The 14,377-nt window shown below is 43.8% G+C and carries 16 protein-coding genes; 12 read left to right on the top strand and 4 right to left on the bottom strand.

Annotated elements, in window-relative coordinates; all coding sequences use genetic code 11:
• Nucleotides 1-130 precede the first annotated feature (130 nt).
• The gene (locus tag IFU39_RS31815) at nt 131-1,660 is read left to right on the top strand and encodes a methyl-accepting chemotaxis protein (RefSeq protein WP_192136435.1); all 1,530 of its coding nucleotides are present in this window, start codon (nt 131-133) and stop codon (nt 1,658-1,660) included.
• A gap of 146 nt (nt 1,661-1,806) precedes the next feature.
• Here IFU39_RS31815 and pyk read toward each other — a convergent pair whose 3' ends face one another.
• A complete protein-coding gene (gene pyk / locus IFU39_RS31810; RefSeq protein ID WP_036607968.1) occupies nt 1,807-3,222 on the bottom strand; it encodes a pyruvate kinase in 1,416 nt (471 codons plus the stop codon).
• A 112-nt stretch (nt 3,223-3,334) separates the two neighbouring features.
• Between pyk and IFU39_RS31805 the strand changes: the two genes are divergently transcribed.
• Nucleotides 3,335-4,114, top strand: a complete 780-nt coding sequence (locus IFU39_RS31805) for a helix-turn-helix transcriptional regulator (protein ID WP_192136434.1) — start codon at nt 3,335-3,337, stop codon at nt 4,112-4,114.
• 134 nt (nt 4,115-4,248) lie between these two features.
• Here IFU39_RS31805 and IFU39_RS31800 read toward each other — a convergent pair whose 3' ends face one another.
• Complete coding sequence (locus IFU39_RS31800; RefSeq protein ID WP_192136433.1) at nt 4,249-4,920, bottom strand: phosphatase PAP2 family protein; 672 nt, start codon at nt 4,918-4,920, stop codon at nt 4,249-4,251.
• Between the two features lie 305 nt (nt 4,921-5,225).
• On the opposite strand from IFU39_RS31800, the gene IFU39_RS31795 reads away from it, so the two are divergent.
• The 4 genes from IFU39_RS31795 (at nt 5,226) to IFU39_RS31780 (ending at nt 7,414) form a co-directional block, all read left to right on the top strand.
• Nucleotides 5,226-6,014, top strand: coding sequence for a CPBP family intramembrane glutamic endopeptidase (locus IFU39_RS31795; protein WP_192136432.1), 789 nt, complete (start codon nt 5,226-5,228; stop codon nt 6,012-6,014).
• Nucleotides 6,015-6,164: 150 nt separating this feature from the next.
• Nucleotides 6,165-6,401 carry a DUF6953 family protein gene (locus tag IFU39_RS31790; protein ID WP_036607962.1) on the top strand — a complete coding sequence of 79 codons (237 nt, stop codon included), beginning with the start codon at nt 6,165-6,167 and terminating at the stop codon, nt 6,399-6,401.
• Between the two features lie 395 nt (nt 6,402-6,796).
• Entirely contained in the window at nt 6,797-6,997 is a 201-nt protein-coding gene (locus tag IFU39_RS31785; protein WP_024633772.1) for a cold-shock protein, read from the top strand.
• A 189-nt stretch (nt 6,998-7,186) separates the two neighbouring features.
• Nucleotides 7,187-7,414 carry a cold-shock protein gene (locus IFU39_RS31780; RefSeq protein ID WP_017691121.1) on the top strand — a complete coding sequence of 76 codons (228 nt, stop codon included), beginning with the start codon at nt 7,187-7,189 and terminating at the stop codon, nt 7,412-7,414.
• A gap of 245 nt (nt 7,415-7,659) precedes the next feature.
• On the opposite strand, the gene IFU39_RS31775 is transcribed toward IFU39_RS31780, so the two are convergent.
• Complete coding sequence (locus IFU39_RS31775) at nt 7,660-8,007, bottom strand: hypothetical protein (RefSeq protein ID WP_091019856.1); 348 nt, start codon at nt 8,005-8,007, stop codon at nt 7,660-7,662.
• A 164-nt stretch (nt 8,008-8,171) separates the two neighbouring features.
• Here IFU39_RS31775 and IFU39_RS31770 point away from each other — a divergent pair, with 164 nt between their 5' ends.
• Nucleotides 8,172-8,906 carry a class I SAM-dependent methyltransferase gene (locus IFU39_RS31770; RefSeq protein WP_192136431.1) on the top strand — a complete coding sequence of 245 codons (735 nt, stop codon included), beginning with the start codon at nt 8,172-8,174 and terminating at the stop codon, nt 8,904-8,906.
• Between the two features lie 58 nt (nt 8,907-8,964).
• Here IFU39_RS31770 and IFU39_RS31765 read toward each other — a convergent pair whose 3' ends face one another.
• Nucleotides 8,965-9,609, bottom strand: a complete 645-nt coding sequence (locus IFU39_RS31765; protein WP_036671927.1) for a GntR family transcriptional regulator — start codon at nt 9,607-9,609, stop codon at nt 8,965-8,967.
• A 326-nt stretch (nt 9,610-9,935) separates the two neighbouring features.
• On the opposite strand from IFU39_RS31765, the gene IFU39_RS33490 reads away from it, so the two are divergent.
• The 5 genes from IFU39_RS33490 to rocF all read left to right on the top strand — a co-directional run bounded on the left by IFU39_RS33490 (nt 9,936) and on the right by rocF (nt 13,753).
• On the top strand, nt 9,936-10,478 hold the full coding sequence (locus IFU39_RS33490; protein WP_446740359.1) for a transporter substrate-binding domain-containing protein: 543 nt from the start codon (nt 9,936-9,938) through the stop codon (nt 10,476-10,478).
• Nucleotides 10,479-10,546: 68 nt separating this feature from the next.
• Nucleotides 10,547-10,756 (top strand): hypothetical protein, encoded by a 210-nt coding sequence (locus tag IFU39_RS33645; RefSeq protein WP_446740358.1) that lies wholly within the window; start codon nt 10,547-10,549, stop codon nt 10,754-10,756.
• Between the two features lie 23 nt (nt 10,757-10,779).
• Nucleotides 10,780-11,436, top strand: a complete 657-nt coding sequence (locus IFU39_RS31755) for an amino acid ABC transporter permease (protein ID WP_149846239.1) — start codon at nt 10,780-10,782, stop codon at nt 11,434-11,436.
• Between the two features lie 141 nt (nt 11,437-11,577).
• Complete coding sequence (locus IFU39_RS31750) at nt 11,578-12,798, top strand: ornithine--oxo-acid transaminase (RefSeq protein ID WP_192136430.1); 1,221 nt, start codon at nt 11,578-11,580, stop codon at nt 12,796-12,798.
• A complete protein-coding gene (gene rocF / locus IFU39_RS31745; RefSeq protein WP_192136429.1) occupies nt 12,788-13,753 on the top strand; it encodes an arginase in 966 nt (321 codons plus the stop codon). Before IFU39_RS31750 ends, rocF begins: the two co-directional genes overlap by 11 nt.
• The last annotated feature ends 624 nt before the right edge of the window (nt 13,754-14,377 follow it).

Genomic DNA, 14,377 nt, shown 5'->3' with positions numbered 1-14,377 from the left:
TTTAAGAAACAAGAACTCGTGCTGAATCAGCATGGGTTCTTGTTTTTTATACAAAGTAAGACTATTGCTCTACATTTAATGTCTTATAATGTCGAAATATATATCATATGACCTAAGAGGAGAAATGAACATGTTTCGTAAGCGTACTGAATCTACCAAGCACATTCGTATAGATGCACATCAGAATTTACTGGAGTATAGTCGTAAACTGGTAGCAAATGCAGAGAAGGGCGATTATAACACATGGATCGAAGATGGTATTGAATTTCAGGATAACGATGAAATAGCCAGTAACATCAAAAAAGCAGTACATATGATGAAAGCACAAAACGAAGCCGTGGAAATGCGTCTTAGAATGCTGAATCAGGCAATGAATGTAGGATTATGGGAATCTGAAATTGTTGCCGGTGATCCACTGGATAGCAATAATAAAGTCTCATTTTCCAATGAATTTCGCCAAATGTTAGGATTCCATAATTCCAAGGATTATCCCGATACATTCGCGAGCTGGGCCAAATCGGTATATCCGGATGACAGACCTCAGCTGGTACAAGAGATAATGAACCATGTGAATGACACTGGAGCAACGACTGCGTATAACGTTATCAGTCGTATGATTACAAAAGGTGGAGAAATTCGCTGGTTCCGATGCCTTGGACATGTCATCCGAAATCAGGCTGGAGTTCCGATCAAACTTCTCGGCATCATGTTCGACATTCATGAGGAGAAGAGCAAGTCTGATGAGTTAGAAGCACTCGTCACCCGATATGATCTGGTTAACCGCGCCTTGGTGGAGGCACCGTGGGATATGACCGTTGTGGCTGGAGATGTGGTTAATCCGAATAACGAGTTTTGGTGGTCACCCCAGTTCCGTAGAGAATTAGGGTTTAAAGACGAGCAGGATTTCCCCAATGTGTTCAGCAGTTGGAGCAGCCGACTTCATCCGGAAGACCATGATCGGACGATCAACGAATTCGCCAGACATATGAACGATTACAGTGGTCGCACACCGTACGATCTGGATTATCGTCTGCAACGCAAAGACGGGGAGTATCGCTGGTATCATGCGGGTGGAGAAACCATTAGGGATCAGGATGGAGTACCGCTCCGTGTAGCTGGAACCATCCGAGATGTAACCCATGAGAAGAATAAGGAACAGATCGTGGAAGCCATGAATCTGAAAACAAAACAATTATCCGAGTCCATTGGCGAGATGGTACGTGGAATCAACTCGATCACCGATCAGGCACAGGATCTGGTTACTGCACAGGAGTTATCAGCCGATGCAGCCATTCAAGTGAAAAGCAGTGCAGATGATACGAAGAACATCACCGTGTTTATTCGAGAGATTGCCAGTCAGACGAATCTGCTGGGGTTGAATGCAGCCATTGAAGCTGCAAGAGCGGGAGAGCTGGGCCTGGGATTTGGCGTGGTTGCAGGTGAAGTGCGGAAACTGGCTGATCACAGTTCGGAGGCCACAGTAAATATCGAAGATAGCATGCAGAAGATGAAAACACTGATTGATCAGATTCTTGAGCACATCGGTAATATGTCCACATTAACGCAAAATCAAGCTGCTCTGACACAACAGGTAAATGCTTCAATGGATGAGATCAACACCATGTCACAGGATCTGGTTAATTACTCGCGGAATCTATAATCTCGAAGCCGTTTGTTGTAACATCACGATCATTAGCAACAACATCAACAAAAAACCACCGGGAAGCATTTCTGCTCCCGGTGGTTTTTTGTATTTCTATTTCTATTTTATAGCTAAGATGCATAGCTTCAGTTTCAGCTATTAAATTATACTTGTTGAACTTTGATCAGGTTTGTATTACCGGATTGACCGATTGGAACACCAGCGGACAACACAATGATGTCACCTTTTTCAATGTAACCTGTTTTGATTGCGTTCCGCGTAGCCGATTCGAACATTTCATCCGTTGTTGTTACTTTGTCGCCCATAACCGGAATGACACCTGAGAGCAGGCAGATTTTCGCCAATACTTCTTCATGTTGTGTAACTGCGATGATTGGTGCTTTTGGACGATACTTGGATATCATACGTGCTGTGAATCCACTCTCAGTCGAAGTGATGATTGCTTTTGCATTCAGTACGAGGGAAGAACTTACAGCGCCCTGACTGATAACTTCAGTAATATCAGCGATCTGTTGAGCCGATTTTTGTGCGAATTGCTCTTTGTAATCGATCATCGTTTCAGCACGGCGAGCAACAGCAGCCATCGTGCGCACGGATTGTACCGGATATTTACCAGCAGCGGATTCACCGGACAACATCACAACGTCAGCACCTTGAAGTACAGCATTGGCCACATCACTAACTTCGGAACGAGTAGGGCGTGGGTTCACTTGCATGGACTCCAGCATGTGTGTAGCTACGATAACTGGTTTACCAGCGCGGTTACATTTATCGATCATTTCTTTTTGCATCATTGGTACGTCTTCGATTGGCACCTCAACACCGAGATCTCCACGAGCTACCATGATGCCGTCAGATGCTTCAATAATATCGTCCAGGTTGGTCATACCTTCCTGGTTTTCGATTTTGGAGATGATCTGAACGTGGTCTACACCGCGTTCTTTCAAAATGCTGCGGATTTCACGGATGTCATCACCTTTACGAACAAAGGATGCTGCGATAATTTCGATATCGTTTTCGATCCCAAATCCGATGTGCATAACGTCACGCTCGGTTACACCTGGCAATGTCGTTTTAATTCCTGGCAAGTTAACCCCTTTGCGTGGTTTCAGAATGCCGCCACTGATGATTTTGCAATGGATATCGGATCCTTCCACAGACAGTACAGTCAGATCCACAAGGCCATCATCGATGAGGATACGATCGCCAGGTTTCACAACGAGGTTCAGTTCTGGATAGTTTACCGAGATACGCTCAGCGTCACCAAGAATTTCTTCAGTAGTCAGGATCAGCTCTTTACCAGCTTGCAGATGGCAGGATGCTTCTTTCAGTTTACCGATACGTACTTCCGGCCCTTTGATGTCCATCATGATCGGTATATAGGTGTTCAGTTCGGAAGCTGCTTTGCGGATATTGTTAATCCGTGTAACGTGATCTTCCAGTTCGCCATGAGCCATGTTCAGACGGGCAACGGTCATACCTTCCTGAATCATTACTTTTAACAATTCGATTGAGTCACAAGCAGGTCCCATGGTACAAATAATTTTTGTTTTTAACATGCTGATTTCCTCCTCATATTTAAGCTTATATGTGTATTGTAGCGTTTTCTGTCGAATCAGGGTATGAACTATAGTACAATGATTAGAGTATAGTCCGATAATGAGGTGTGTTATGGTCACTCCACTTGAAGTACGACATATTAATGGTGTCGGTTGGTACGAAGAAGCTGTGCAAGCTCAAGAAACTTGGCGGCTTAGCTTGGTTACTTATGGAAAATGTGTATATTGGGTGAACGGTGATAAACAGATCATGGAAAAAGGTGAATTGCTCCTCATTCCAGGTGGTACCCCATATTACGGCAAGAGTATTCCTACAGTAACGCACACACAGATTGTAATTCAACTGCAACGCGACCATATGGAAACTTTGCCTGCACTGGAACGGTATGAGGCATTGCGGCATAAACCTGGATGCTACGAACTGATCCATCAACGCATGAGCGCTATTTATCAACAATGGCAAGAGCGTCCTTCTTATTATGTCATGATGAGCCAAGCCTTATTGATGGAAGTGTTGATTTATATGAACAGGGAGCTTGATCGTGGAGTTATCCCGCCGGAGAGGCATAATCATGTTGAACGGATGAAGCGATATATAGAGCGGCATTATCGGGAGAAAGTAACGAAGGAAGAACTCGGGGACGAGATCAAAAAAACTCCCAATTATGCTGCTGCATTATTCAAAAGCATGACAAATCAGACCATCAGTCAATATGTCCATGATCAACGGATGAAACGAGCCATATATCTGCTCACCGAGTCACAACTCTCCATCCAGGAAATTGCCGAATTTCTCGGCTACCGGGACCTGTCTTATTTTTACCGCATATTCAAACGTATAACCGGAAGTCCACCGTCTGACCTTCTTCATGAACGGCCACCTATAGCATGAAACGCGTAGTCCAACCCAAATAAAGTTCTTCTATATAAGTAGGCTTAATTCAATGAGTACAAAAAAAGAGGGCCTAGGCCCTCTTTTGCTGTATAGCAGGATCATCATCCCACCTGTTACATATATAAATGTCGTTATACATGACTGCTTGGGTTAGAAGCTGTGAGTGGCTGCTTGCCTTTTTTTCGTGCCTGCCCAAGACGAAGAGCAAAGACATGTACAGTCCAATACGCGGCCTCAGCAAACAAAATGCCGCCGGCGATGTCCAGCAAGGAATGCTGTTTTACAAACACCGTCGAAGCAATAATCAACCACAGCCATACCGACCAAGAAATCCGTGCCATAGGCTTAAAGTTCAAGTGTCTGTTGATCACAATAAACAGCAAATAGCTGGTCAGAACGTGAACACTTGGGAAACAGTTGAAGGGCGCATCATTTGTATAAATAAACTGCACTAACACGCTGCTCAGATCAGTTCCGCCGATCTCCGGGCGCGGGACATGGGTAGGGAACACCGCAAAACAGACATTGGCAGCCATGACACCAACATTATAGGTAATCAGCGTGCGCCAGAATAGCGACTTGTTCGTCAGACCCAAATAGAGAAATCCAAGATACAGAATGGGCATCCAGCTAATGTACGGATAAATAAATTCTTTGAGAAAAGGAATCTGTGTATCAATCCAGGCATAATTGTAGAAGACATCACTTCCGGTGTTGCTGCCTAGAAATACGTAAATGGAGCCTTGGAGCGGTATGCACAGAATAGCCAGTAAATGCCCCCAGCGCTGAAAGAATGCTTTCATAGTATCCCCCTGATTTCATTATGCATTGTGAAACTATCGTTAATGGGTACTTCATAGATATATGACGCTGAAGAGTCGCGACACCCCTGCAGCATTGAACTCTTGTAATACTATAATGGACAGATAAAGGTATAAGCCATACCTGATTTTAGGGGAAAAGAGGTTAGTATAAGTCTCTTTTTTGTTACTTTTATAGTTTTATCCATAATAGGGATATTCAATATACGGATGATGTGATACAACTATATTGGCATATAAGTTCTTATGACAACGGAAAACATAAATGAAACGAGGTAGGCAAATGTATGATTAATGCGCAATCCAAGCCGAAACATTCCTTTTCCGAGCGCAAACCTGTGCTCACCGTTGTAATTATTGAGCTGCTTCTCCTGTTAGCCGTATTTGCAGCAGGGGCCATTGCAACGATAAAGCAACTAGACTACACTTCCCCTGTACTCATTTCCTTTACACCCATCGCAATTGTTCTGATGATCTATCTGACGTTAAGGCGCAAGTGGGGAGAGACTGGATTCCGATCTTTGCGAAGTATCCCAGCTGGCCACGCAAAGTATTATATTCCACTACTCCTTGTACTGGGTACACTTTCACTGAAAGGATTTGGGGAGCTGAGCTTGTCACCGGTAGCCTTTTTCATCTTTTTTACCTTGCTCGTAGCTTTTGTTGAGGAAACGATCTATCGTGGACTTATTTTCAAAACATTGCTTCAAAAAAGTGCAGTGGCCGCAGTTGTGACCTCCAGCATATTGTTTTCGATTACACATCTGCTGAACGCATTGTCTGGTCAGGATATGACGGATACGATCATGCAATTGATCTATGCGCTGCTCCTGGGAGTTGTACTGGCGTTATTGATGCTGAAGAACGGAAATATCGTACCGCTTATATTGTTTCATTTCATACATAATCTGATTCAATTTCTAGGGAATGACCTGGAGGACACAGGTACACTGCCTTATGATCTGTTTATACTGGCAGTACTGATTGCTTACTGTGCATGGTTAGTGTGGAGCATTCGAACAAATTCGTCTATTCCATCCAAAGGGAGTGAGCAAGCGAATACGGTTGTTCATTAAAGTATTGCGGGTATTGCTTGAAAGTAGTTATCATACAGTTTCCCGTCAGCAGTTGGATCATGGTATACTTCAGTCTGGCGGGAAGACAGATATGTTCATGATACGAGGTCTGCTCATCCGTACATTAAGGTTTAGACAGTAGGTGATATAGTGGAGAAGACAGCACAAGGTGTAGCAGAATGGATGGTACAGGAGATTAAATTCACAGGAACACTCCATCAGGAAGCTGCCATAGAATATGTGAAGACACATTTCGGCGAAGAGTTTGTTTTTGTGAACGAGAACGGCAATACATCATTGTCCAAAGAAGTGAAGAAAGCTTTCCGTAAGCTTCATCGTGGGCAGATTGCCTGGGATCGGGATGCATTTATGTGGGCATGGACATAGTGTGTTATACTGGATTAAGATGATTCATTGGTTGTGTTGGATATGCATGTCAGAATATTATATAAAAAATGTATAAGATGGATTAGATCTGCATATCCTTTCATAAGACCGTACACAAGTGACCAGGCACATAAGCGTGATAAACCTTGGCCCCACACGTGTTAATAACATGTATTTCCAAAGCTGTTTGAAAAGAAAATACAAAGATTTGCTTTTTGGCTGAATTGGAGTTATAATAAAAACAAGTTGTAGAGAGTGGAAAACCTAATTCATATATTGTAAAGGGCGATCACTTATAGGTTTATGACTGGTACCTTTTTCAATGTGTGAATTTTTATTTGCTTGCTGCAAAGAACAAAGGAACATGTTAATCTTTATTTGGAGGTGTAATTCACATGCAAAACGGAACAGTAAAATGGTTCAACGCTGATAAAGGCTTCGGTTTCATCGAAGTTGAAGGCGGAGAAGATGTATTCGTACACTTCAGCGCTATTACAGGCGAAGGCTTCAAAACGCTGGACGAAGGTCAACGCGTGCAATTTAAAATTGTACAAGGAAACCGTGGTCCTCAAGCAGAAGAAGTTGTAAAACTGTAATTAAAGCATAGCTGCCTTTAACATGTTATAATGGTAAAGGCAGCTTCTTTTTTTTGATCAGTTATATAAAAAGTCGACCCATTAGTTGTCGAGGTAGGAGTCCGGTGGGACGTGAAACTTCCGCTAAGTGTAGGCTTCTGTGAAATAACGTCGGTTAGATGTTTTTCCATAACAAAGGGGGTAGAAGTCATGTATAATCGCAAAAAACCGTTGGAAGAGATTCCACAAGCTGATGCGGCAATCTGGGAATGTACGAGTGATACGTGCAAAGGATGGATGCGGGACAATTTTGCGTTTGATAACGTACCTACTTGTCCGATATGTGCTTCTGAGATGGTCAGCACGACTAGGATGCTACCATTGCTTGAGAATTCGAATAGTAATCTGAAAACGATGCCTAAAGGAAATCGGATTTAACATAGCTTACCCGCCTCTAACGAGGTGTTTTTTTTTAAGATCAAACAGACACCCTGTGCGAAGGTAAGGGTATTAAATATGAAGTTCCCGGCATTCGTTTTGGCGAATGCCTTTTTTTGTATCATTTTTTAACAGAAAATATAGTGTAATTGACGTGAATTGTATGAAAAAGATAAAGACCCTTTTCGCTATAAGCAAAAAGGGTCTTTGTTATGACTACAATTTTACCACGATCAGATTGGAATTTAGATGAACAGGAATGGTAGCAGAAACAATGTTGCTACCAGAGCTAGATCGATTCCCGCTCCATAGCCGTAACCCCCACCGTATCCTCCGTAACCATATGGACCATAGGCCGAAGATTTAACTTTCTTTGATGCAACAGCGTTTTTCTTGCTGCCTTTTACCAGCTGTTGTTTGGATTTGACTGAACATAGCCGTGGTCCTTCAAAACATCCGTTCAAATATACTTTGCCATCACGACATTGGCTAAGCGTACCATACATATGCTTACCGTCTTTCATAACAAGACAAACGGAACGTCCAACGTGCGGAGAAACCGTTTCCTCACATACCCGATTAATTCTGTACATGCATATCCTCCTCATTAGATGCGGTTGCCGCTTGAATTCAACGGTTTGTATATCATAGTAAATAAAAGAGGATTTGGTATGGACGAGTACCCGGTAAATCGAATAGGGAGGAGCCGTTTTTGAGTCTATTCCATACACTGGGAGGAGTGAGGAGGGGATGTTGCATGGATTATCATGACATGCTGGCTCGGTTAGGGGAGGGGAGTGCCCATCCCGGAGGATTTTTGGCAACGCTGAAGTTGCTGGAGAGTTTATTTCTGCCTGTGGATAGTCATATCCTTGAGATTGGATGTGGCACTGGGAGGACTGCGTGTTATTTGGCTAAAAGGGGTTATCAAGTAACAGCGATTGATCTTAATCGTCAGATGCTGGATAAGGCCGTTCGGCGAGCAAGACGAGAGCGGGTGGATGTTCGTTTTGTTCAGGCTGATGTAGCATCGTTACCTTTCCCGGAAGATCATTTTGATATGGTATTCGTGGAGTCGGTTACGATCTTTACCCCATGGCGGAGTGCATTTGCTGAGTATAGAAGAGTGTTGAAGCCCGGTGGACTTTTGGTGGATCGGGAGATGGTTTTATCAGGCCAGAAGACCGAATTGATGTGTCGCAGATTAAAGCAATTTTACGGTATACGAACCCTGGTAACGGCCACAGCATGGAGAAAACGCCTCAAGCAGTGTGGTTTCACCAAGGTAGAGGTCAAAGAACATTCGCGATCCATGGCAAAATGGAGCGTTGATCATGATCCACATCGCGAGATCGATAAGAATTGGTTTGAGGATGAACGTATGCAGCGTATGAGTCTTACCAATGATCGTTTGCTCGCGAAATACGGCAAAAAGTTGGGATATGCTGTTTTTGCGGCTAGGGCACCGTTGGAGGTCAAAAAGGAAAAATAGGAAAAAGACAACTCACACAATCGTGTGGGTTGCCTTTGGTTTGTTTCGACAGCACGTACTACAACATATCGTTGTCGATAATCCGCCAGTGGTGTTTGAGTAGGGCTTCCAGTTGATTTTTATCCTTGGCTCGAAAAGCGCTTAAAATTTGACGATGCTCTTCATTAACTTCGAGTAGTACCTCAGATAGCTTCGGTTTATTATCACTAACATACGACTGGCGGATGAAACTGTTTTTCAATGTATTTAACATCTCAATGACTGTAGCGTTACCACATCGCTGAATGTACAGATTATGGAACTGATACTGGTTTTTGTTGTAGGCAGCAAGATCAAGCTGGCTGATATCCTCGTCCATTCGAACAACCAGAGTCTCCATCTCCAAAAGTTCAGATGGTCTGAGATGGTCTGCTGCAAGTGTGGCAGCAAGTGCCTCCAGCACACCGATTGCTTGGGAAAACTCCAGTTTTTTGCCTGCATCAAAAGGAGTGACAATAAATCCCCTGCGTGGGATGTATTGCAGTAGATTGTCTGAAGCTAGCTGGAAAAGGGCTTCCCGAGTAGGTGTGCGACTGATGTCCAGCTTTTTGCATATCTCGGCCTCGTTGATCTTCTGGTTGGGAAGTAACGTCCCGTCTTGAATCTTCTGGGCAATGTAATCGTATACGTGATCTTTCAAGGACCGGTATTTGGGTACCTCCATACCGAATCCTCCTTTCTATGTATAGTGAATAAATAGATGGGTGTGAGGCTGTGCTGTACGCGCCGTTCAGGAGTTTCAAGTTTTTATCATCTTAACACCGAGGGGGAAGTTGGGCAAGCAAACTTCATGTTTCAGCCGATGTAAATGCCGTGTCATATATAGTACATTTTATGGAATTAAAGCGTATAAATGTTTAAATAATGATTGTGATAAACCGATTTATTTGTTAGTATTACTTACATATAAGTCCATATATTGTCTTATGTATATTGTATACAAATTTATCATTAAGCTACTAAGTCCAAAAAAGAATAGGGGTATGCTGTGTGAGAAAAGTATTGTTGCCAATGATTCTGCTGTTAGTGGTTGTATTCATGTCCGCATGTGGGCAGGAAAAAACGACAGGAACCGGATCAGACGCTACTTCGTCTTCGGGCAGTAGCTCTGCGGAAAAGGAAGTAATTGTACTTGGAACCAGTGCGGACTATGCACCCTATGAATTTCATAAGAAAATCGATGGTAAAGATATTATTGTAGGTTTTGACATCGAGATTGCCAAAGCCATTGCGGCTGATCTGGGAGCCGAGCTGAAGATTGAGGACATGGACTTTGATGGCCTTCTTATGGCTCTCGGTACAGATAAGGTTGATTTTGTAATATCAGGCTTAACCCCTACCGAAGAACGAAAGAAGAATGTTGATTTTACGGATATCTACTATTATGCAGAGCAGGCTGTACTTGTTAGAGGAGGGGGAGATACCGCAGTAAAGTCCATAGGTGATCTATCAGGCAAGCAGGTTGGCGTGCAAAAGAGTTCCATTCAGGAAGAGATTGCTCAGGAAATAGAGGGGCAAAGCTCACTTCTCTGACCAAAATACCTGAACTGATTCTGGAGCTGCAGACGGGGCGTGTAGACGCACTCATCCTGGAGAAGCCGGTGGCTGAACAGTATGTGAAAAACCAAGAGGGGCTTGTTGTTGCAGGTGTGAAGATTGAACAGGCTGAAGACGAGGGTGGTTCGGCCATCGCGGTGAAGAAAGGTAATCAGAAGTTGCTGGATCAGATCAACACTACATTGGAAAAGCTCAAAACAAACGGAGATATTGAACGGTTCGTCGTTGAAGCGAATGAGATGCTCGGTGAATAAACCGGACGAGTGAGGGATATGCCGTGAATTTAGATTTTTCCTTTCTATTAGAACATTGGCAGGATTATGCACGAAGTGCGTGGGTCACGCTTGAGCTTTCATTTTTCGGTGTATTGTTTGGTACGTTGCTGGGTGTAATCATGGCGCTAATGCGAATATCCCGAATATGGCCAATTAAATTTGTGGCATCGGCGTATATTGAACTCATTCGAGGAACACCGATGCTCGTACAGATTCTTATTATTCATTATGGTCTGACGGTTATAGGTGTGAACTTACCGGCATTTATGTCGGGGGTGGTAGCTCTGACGATGAATAGCTCGGCTTATATGGCGGAGGTGTTCAGGGCCGGGATTCAAGCGATTGATAAAGGACAGACCGAAGCTTCGCGCTCCCTCGGTATGACAAATGGTATGACACTTCGTTATATTATACTGCCGCAGGCTTTTCGTAACATGCTTCCAGCCATCGGTAATGAATTCATTATTATCATTAAAGATTCTTCGCTTGTCTCCATGATCGGCATAGCCGAGATTATATACACGGCCAGAACGATTCAGGGTGTTACGTTCCAGCCGCTTGCTCCGCTGCTTGTTGCCGCCGGCCTCTATTTTATAATCACATTTACACTGGCTAATTTACTCTCTTGGTTGGAACGTAGACTTTCTGCTTCTCGCTAACTATTGATATAGGATTTGATTCGAGAAAGGCTTGGATTAGGCTGGAGTGGAAAAAGAGGGATGTAGTCGTAAATGGCGATGGCATCGCATACATTGTTATTGTATTTTGTATACAATATTTCGGAAAGGTGTTGGGTGTGTATGTCAGATTCCAAAATGTTAATGGATTGGTCGGAGCGTTATGCTGCACCTAATTATCATCCGCTCCCTATTGTTATTGAACAGGCGGAAGGGGTATGGGTGGAAGACCCTGAAGGCCGCCGTTATATGGATATGTTAAGTGCATACTCTGCATTGAATCATGGTCATAGACATCCTGTAATCATACAGGCGCTCAAGGATCAGGCAGATCAGGTTACGCTGACATCACGGGCATTCCACAGCAGCTCCGCTTCTCTTTTTTATCAGAAACTCTCACAATTCACGGGGAAATCGAAGATTCTCGCCATGAATACAGGAGCGGAAGCGGTGGAGACTGCGGTAAAAGCGGTACGTAGATGGGCTTATCGTTGCAAAGGTGTACCGGAGAATCAAGCCGAGATTATCGTATGCTCTGGTAACTTTCATGGAAGAACTCTGACGGTTACGTCCTTTTCTTCTTCAGCGGAGTATAAAAAAGATTTTGGACCGTTCACACCTGGATTCCGGATTATTCCCTATGGAGATATAGAAGCGCTGAAAAAGGCCATTACGCCAAATACGGCTGGTTTTCTTGTAGAGCCTATTCAGGGCGAAGCTGGAATCGTTATCCCGCCTGATGGATATTTGGCTGAAGCTTTTGCTCTGTGTAAGAGCCAGCAGGTGTTGACTGTATCTGATGAGATCCAGACCGGATTTGGAAGAACGGGTCGCCGTTTTGCCTCCGACTGGGAAGGTGTTGAACCAGACATCTGGATTATGGGCAAAGCGTTGGGGGGAGGAGTCATGCCCATCTCGGCTATCGCTGCTGATGCGGAGATACTTGATTTGTTTGAGCCGGGGTCTCATGGTTCTACGTTTGGGGGTAACCCACTCGCTTGCGCCGTGGCTATAGCAGCTCTGAAAGTTCTTGAAGATGAGAAGCTTGCCGAGCGATCGGAGCGTCTGGGGAACTATTTTATGAAAAGACTTCGAGGTATCCACAGTTCAGCCATACGGGATATTCGGGGGAAAGGTTTATTTATTGGTGTTGAACTGTATGAATCAGCCCGTCCCTATTGTGAGCGTTTGATGTCTACTGGACTGCTGTGTAAAGAAACCCATGAGACAACCATTCGATTTGCTCCACCATTGACGATTAAAGAGACTGAGATTGACTGGGCACTGGAGAGAATTGAGCAGGTATTGATCAACAATGAGGGAGCTGACCCACATGAAAAATGATGATGATGTACATGGTGAAATAAAAGATACTTCTATTGATACAAGTCAAACATCTGTGCGACGTGATATTGCTATCATTAAAGTTCCTTTTGGACTCGGTGGAGCAAGAGGTGGAGCAGAGTTGGGGCCTGATGAATTGATTACAGCTGGGCTTAAGCGGGAGATTGCGAGTCTTGGGCTAGTGCTTTCCAAAGAAGTGCGGGTAGATTGTCCTTCTGAACCTGTTGCCCCTATTGAGCGAAATCGTGTAAAACACTTAAATGAGGTGCGTCAGGTCAGTGAGAAGGTGTGTAGTGAAGTATCAGGCGCAGTAGAGGAGGGGGCTTTCCCACTTGTGCTTGGGGGAGATCATAGTGTAGCGATCGGTACTTTAGCCGGATTAACAGCGCACTATTCGAATTTGGGTGTGATCTGGTTTGATGCGCATGCAGACTTGAATACGGAAGAACGGAGCTTGTCTGGTAATATGCATGGCATGAGTGTGGCTGCATCCTTGGGGCATACTGCATTCAATCTATCGCACATTGCTGGAGCAGGCTCGTTTATTGATCCGTCCAACTTGGTCTATATTGGTCTGCGTGATTTGGATGAGTATGAGAAAGAGCAGATTAAGGGACTGGGTATCCGAGCATTTACGATGCATGATATTGACCGTATGGGAATAAAGCAAGTTATTGAGGAAGCAATAGCTACAGCGGATAAAGGGACAGATGGTATTCATGTCAGCTTCGACATGGATTGTCTGGATCCACGGGAAGCTCCGGGTGTGGGCACCCCAGTACCGGGTGGTCTGAATTACCGAGAGGCACATTATGCATTGGAGATACTTGCTTCCACAAATCAAGTTACGTCGATGGAACTGGTTGAGGTGAATCCGTTGTTTGATCAAAATAGACATACGGCACGACTTGGCGTGGAACTAATTGCTTCGTTACTTGGTAAGCGCATATTGTAAGCACTGAGAAGTGAAACGGAATGTGTAAGCTGTACCAAAGGAATAGACTTTCTTATTTATTATAGAAGGAAAGAAAACTGAGATCTCCGAAAACTAGGGCTAGTCACAAGAAAATGTTCACTGCAATCGCAGTGGAAATGGCTGCCCTGGTTATGTTTAATGGATATGTATATTAGAAGCACCGTAATAAGGATGCTGAGAGTTATTTGTATGTACAGGAGCGTCACATTACATATTGTGCTGATGATGTGGGTTGATTATCATTTTATGAAAAAAAGACTTGCAATTGAAATCTGTACATGATATATTCTAATTCCGGCCAAGAAAACACGGTTTACACGGTGCGGCAAGCGGTTGAAATGAGCTTCGAAAGAAACTTAAAAAAAGAGCTTGCAAAGTTGGTGCGGACATGATATTATATAAGAGTTGCTGAAGAGAACGACATTCGGTAACGAAACAAGTTTGATCTTTGAAAACTGAACAACGAGTGAGTAAACATTCTGCTTGCAGAATGAACGCGAAAGTTTGAAACAAGCCTTGGCTTGAATCGACTGGAGCACAAATGAGATTTTTAATCTCGTCAGATTCAAAATGAGCTTATCGCTCTTTTCAATACTTTATTGG

It is taken from the genome of Paenibacillus sp. CFBP 13594 (genome assembly GCF_014842675.1).
GTDB lineage: Bacteria > Bacillota > Bacilli > Paenibacillales > Paenibacillaceae > Paenibacillus > Paenibacillus amylolyticus_B.
Note: the sequence above shows the minus strand (reverse complement) of the source record. Positions and strands in the feature narration are given on the sequence as shown.

Bases quoted from the DNA above. Each gene is read 5' to 3' on its own strand.
- IFU39_RS31765 (WP_036671927.1), bottom strand. From the start codon at position 9,609: ATGGAGGTACCCAAATACCGGTCCTTGAAAGATCACGTATACGATTAC.
- pyk (WP_036607968.1), bottom strand. From the start codon at position 3,222: ATGTTAAAAACAAAAATTATTTGTACCATGGGACCTGCTTGTGACTCA.
- IFU39_RS31800 (WP_192136433.1), bottom strand. From the start codon at position 4,920: ATGAAAGCATTCTTTCAGCGCTGGGGGCATTTACTGGCTATTCTGTGC.
- IFU39_RS31770 (WP_192136431.1), top strand. From the start codon at position 8,172: ATGGATTATCATGACATGCTGGCTCGGTTAGGGGAGGGGAGTGCCCAT.
- rocF (WP_192136429.1), top strand. From the start codon at position 12,788: ATGAAAAATGATGATGATGTACATGGTGAAATAAAAGATACTTCTATT.
- IFU39_RS31775 (WP_091019856.1), bottom strand. From the start codon at position 8,007: ATGTACAGAATTAATCGGGTATGTGAGGAAACGGTTTCTCCGCACGTT.
- IFU39_RS31815 (WP_192136435.1), top strand. From the start codon at position 131: ATGTTTCGTAAGCGTACTGAATCTACCAAGCACATTCGTATAGATGCA.
- IFU39_RS31805 (WP_192136434.1), top strand. From the start codon at position 3,335: ATGGTCACTCCACTTGAAGTACGACATATTAATGGTGTCGGTTGGTAC.
- IFU39_RS31750 (WP_192136430.1), top strand. From the start codon at position 11,578: ATGTCAGATTCCAAAATGTTAATGGATTGGTCGGAGCGTTATGCTGCA.
- IFU39_RS31795 (WP_192136432.1), top strand. From the start codon at position 5,226: ATGATTAATGCGCAATCCAAGCCGAAACATTCCTTTTCCGAGCGCAAA.
- IFU39_RS31785 (WP_024633772.1), top strand. From the start codon at position 6,797: ATGCAAAACGGAACAGTAAAATGGTTCAACGCTGATAAAGGCTTCGGT.
- IFU39_RS31780 (WP_017691121.1), top strand. From the start codon at position 7,187: ATGTATAATCGCAAAAAACCGTTGGAAGAGATTCCACAAGCTGATGCG.